At 71.8% G+C, this 3218-nt stretch carries 2 protein-coding genes and 1 pseudogene; 2 read left to right on the top strand and 1 reads right to left on the bottom strand.

Translation table 11 applies throughout. From position 1 onward, the window contains the following. Positions 1–39: 39 nt before the first annotated feature. A pseudogene (locus G6045_RS42285) lies at positions 40–858 on the top strand (serine hydrolase); the annotation flags it as partial. A 133-nt stretch (positions 859–991) separates the two neighbouring features. On the opposite strand, the gene G6045_RS39960 reads toward G6045_RS42285, so the two are convergent. Continuing rightward, positions 992–1915, bottom strand: coding sequence for a DUF4184 family protein (locus G6045_RS39960; protein ID WP_165337152.1), 924 nt, complete (start codon positions 1913–1915; stop codon positions 992–994). A 357-nt stretch (positions 1916–2272) separates the two neighbouring features. On the opposite strand from G6045_RS39960, the gene G6045_RS39955 reads away from it, so the two are divergent. Next, positions 2273–3218, top strand: a 946-nt coding sequence (locus G6045_RS39955) for a lytic transglycosylase domain-containing protein (protein ID WP_165337151.1), incomplete at its 3' end; no start/stop codon positions are given.

Below are 3218 nucleotides of genomic sequence, written 5' to 3'. Positions count from 1 at the left end.
ACCAGGCCCCACCCCGCACGCCCCGGCATCGTGGCCCTCATGGGTCTTCACATACGCACCCGCCGCACCCTCACCCGCCAGGCCATCCGCCGCCGCCACAGCGCAGCCGCCGCGCGGCACTGGCGGCCCGCCGTTGCCGCCGCCGTGGCGTCCGCGCTGATCGCGCCGATAGCCGCCGCGGCCGACGCCAACGCCGTGCGGCGAGGGGCCGCCATAGCCCCCGCCTGCCGCTCCGCCCGTGATCCCGGACTAGCCGCCCGGATGTCCAAGGACATCCGGGCGGCTTTGTCGTCCCGGACGGGCACCGTCTCCGTGGCGGTGCACGACGACGCGAGCGACCTGTGGTGCGCCATCGACGCGAACCGCCCCTACGACTCGGCGAGCGTCGCCAAGGTGCTGATCATGGAGACCGTCCTGTGGCGGGCCGAGCAACTGCGCCGCAAACTCACCGGGTTCGAGTCCCGCCGTATCCCCCCGATGATCCAGGTCTCCGACAACGGCTCCGCCTGGCAGCTCTGGCAGGACCTCGGCCCCAGCCGCGTCGAGCGCTTCCTCACCAAGGCCCGGGCCACGGCCACGACCCCCGGCCCAGGCGGCCTGTGGGGCCTGACCCGCACCACCGCCCTCGACCAGATGCGGCTGCTCGGTGTGCTCACCGAGGCGCGCTCGTTCCTGCGCTCTCGGGCGTACGGACTGAAGCAGTTGCAGCGGGTCAGGGCGGACCAGCGCTGGGGCGTGCCGGCGGGCATGGCCAAGGGCGTCACGGCACACCTCAAGAACGGCTGGCTGCCCCGGAGCACGCACGGGTGGCGGGTGCACAGCATCGGAGCGTTCACCGGGGGCGGCCGTACGTATCGCATCGTGGTGCTCAGCCATGACAACCCGACGATGGCGTACGGGGTGCGGACCATCGAGCGGGTCGCCCACGCCGTGCACCGCGCGCTGAACAAGGGGCGTGCGGCCGGGCAGGGCTACACGCCGCAGAGCGAGATCAGCGAGCGGCCGGACGGTTCTGTTCCGCCCGGTGCGGATCCGCAGAGCCGGACGGAAGATCCGGCCCGGGGCCGGAACGACGGCTCACCGCCGCAGACGGATCCCCCTGGCCCGACCGCACCATCTGGCCCGACCGCACCCTGACCATCACCGCGTACCCGAGCAGCCCCACCGCAAGGCCCGCCCCGGCGCCGAAGCACAGCGTCGGGATGATCTCCCAGGGCCTCTCGGGGAGCCCGCCCCAGTACGCCAGCCAGCGCGCCGTGCGGTGCGCCGCCCCGAGCACCACGCACCCGCCAATGAGGGCGAGCGCGCCGATCCGGGCGCGGCGGGTGAGCCGCGGCAGGCCGGCCGTTTCCGTGTCCGGGCACCGGCGCAGCGCCGAGATGGCGAAGCAGGCCACGGCGAGCAGTGCCAGCGCCGAACCGCCGTACTGGAGGTACCAGAAGAGCGGCTGCCCGCCGAACTCCTCGTCGAGCACCGGCAGCAGCTCGCTGCCCCACCGGTCGTGATGGGTGAACGCATCCCACACCGTGTGCGTCGCCGCCCCAAGGACCGCGGAGACGTACCCCCACAACAGGAGCGGCCCGCGCGGGCGTTCATGCCATCCGCGTCCCCGGACGAGGCCGAGGATCCGTCCCTGCCAGGTGCGCGGGAGCAGCGCGACGACCGGTTCGCGCAGCAGCAACCACGCCCCGACGAGCAGCGCCGCGATCACCGCGTCCGCGGTGAGCACGCCGGCCAGGGAGTGCGTGAAGGAGCCGAACTCCATCCCGCCGGGCACGCCGCTCGCCGCGAAGTAGGTGAGGTCCGGCGCGAACGAGCCCGCGATCATCACCGACGGCAGCAGCGTCCCGCGTCCGGTCCCGTCCCTGCGTACCAGCGGCAGTACGGCGGCGGCATGGCTGAGCGTGAACGGCAACGGGGCTCCTAGGACGGTGATACGGCAGCGTGCACTCGTACGAGGACATCTGATCGACAACGCGAGACGTCAGACCAAGTAGGCAGACCAAGTAGGCAGACCGAAGTCAGACCAAGAAGTCATACGACTACATCGTGATCGACGACGAACCGCGCCGCCCCCCGGTTCCCGCGGACCGTGTCCGCTGAGCGCGACCGCCGGCACCGTAGGAACGAACTTTCCGAGTGCACACACGTAGCCATCCGGCAACAAACCGGACAGGAACCTGTTTCTGCGCAAGGGAAGTTGTCGTAGGGTCGCGTGCGTTGGCGCGTGGGAGCGCGCGCCGGGTGGGAACACGGGAGGGGAACCGTAGGCATGCGAGCGCTCTTCGGTAAGCGGATGCGCAAGACAACGGCAGCGGCCGCGGTGGCCGCGGCGGCCTTCGCCGCACTGTCCGCCTCCCAGGCGCCCGGCGTCACGGACGTCCCGTCGGGTGGACGGCAGTCCACCGGCACGGCCGAGGTGCCCGACTCCGCGAGTGGTGACGACTCGTACTTCACGGAGCTGCCGCCGCTCGCGACGCCCGAGCCGAACGACCCCGACGCGCCGGAAAGCGACGATGTCGGCATACCCAAGACCCCCCTCGACGCGTACAAGAAGGCCGCGAACGCGCTGCGGGCCGACAACCCCGGCTGCAATCTGCCCTGGGAGCTGCTCGCCGCCATCGGCCAGGTTGAGTCGGGCCACGCCCGCGGCGGCAAGGTCGGCGCCGACGGCACCACCCCCTCGCCGATTCTCGGCCCCCAGCTCAACGGCAACGGCTTCGCCAACATCACCGACACCGACGGCGGTCTCTACGACGGGGACACCCTGCACGACCGTGCGGTGGGCCCGATGCAGTTCATCCCGCAGACCTGGGAGACCTGGCGCCAGGACGGCAACGGCGACGGCAAGGAAGACCCCAACAACGTCTATGACGCGGCGCTCGCGGCCGGCAAGTACCTCTGCGCCAACAACCGTGACCTGTCCACGAGCGCCGGTCTGCGCCAGGCGATCCTGAGCTACAACCACTCGACGGACTACTACAACACGGTCAAGTCGTGGATGGAGCGCTACCGCAAGGGTGCGGGCGAGGTCGAGGACGGCACGGGCCACGTGCCGGACAACCGCAGCGACGACAACACCCCGGACCCCGATCCGACCCCGGGCTCGTCGTCCAACCCGACGCCGGGCGGCGGCGGTGGCGGCAACAGCACCCCCGGTGGCGGCGGCAGCACCCCCGGCCCCGGCGAGACTCCCGACCCCGGTGAGTCTCCCGACC

Origin of the sequence: Streptomyces mesophilus (assembly GCF_011044995.1) — a bacterium.
GTDB lineage: Bacteria > Actinomycetota > Actinomycetes > Streptomycetales > Streptomycetaceae > Streptomyces > Streptomyces mesophilus.
Note: the sequence above shows the minus strand (reverse complement) of the source record. Positions and strands in the feature narration are given on the sequence as shown.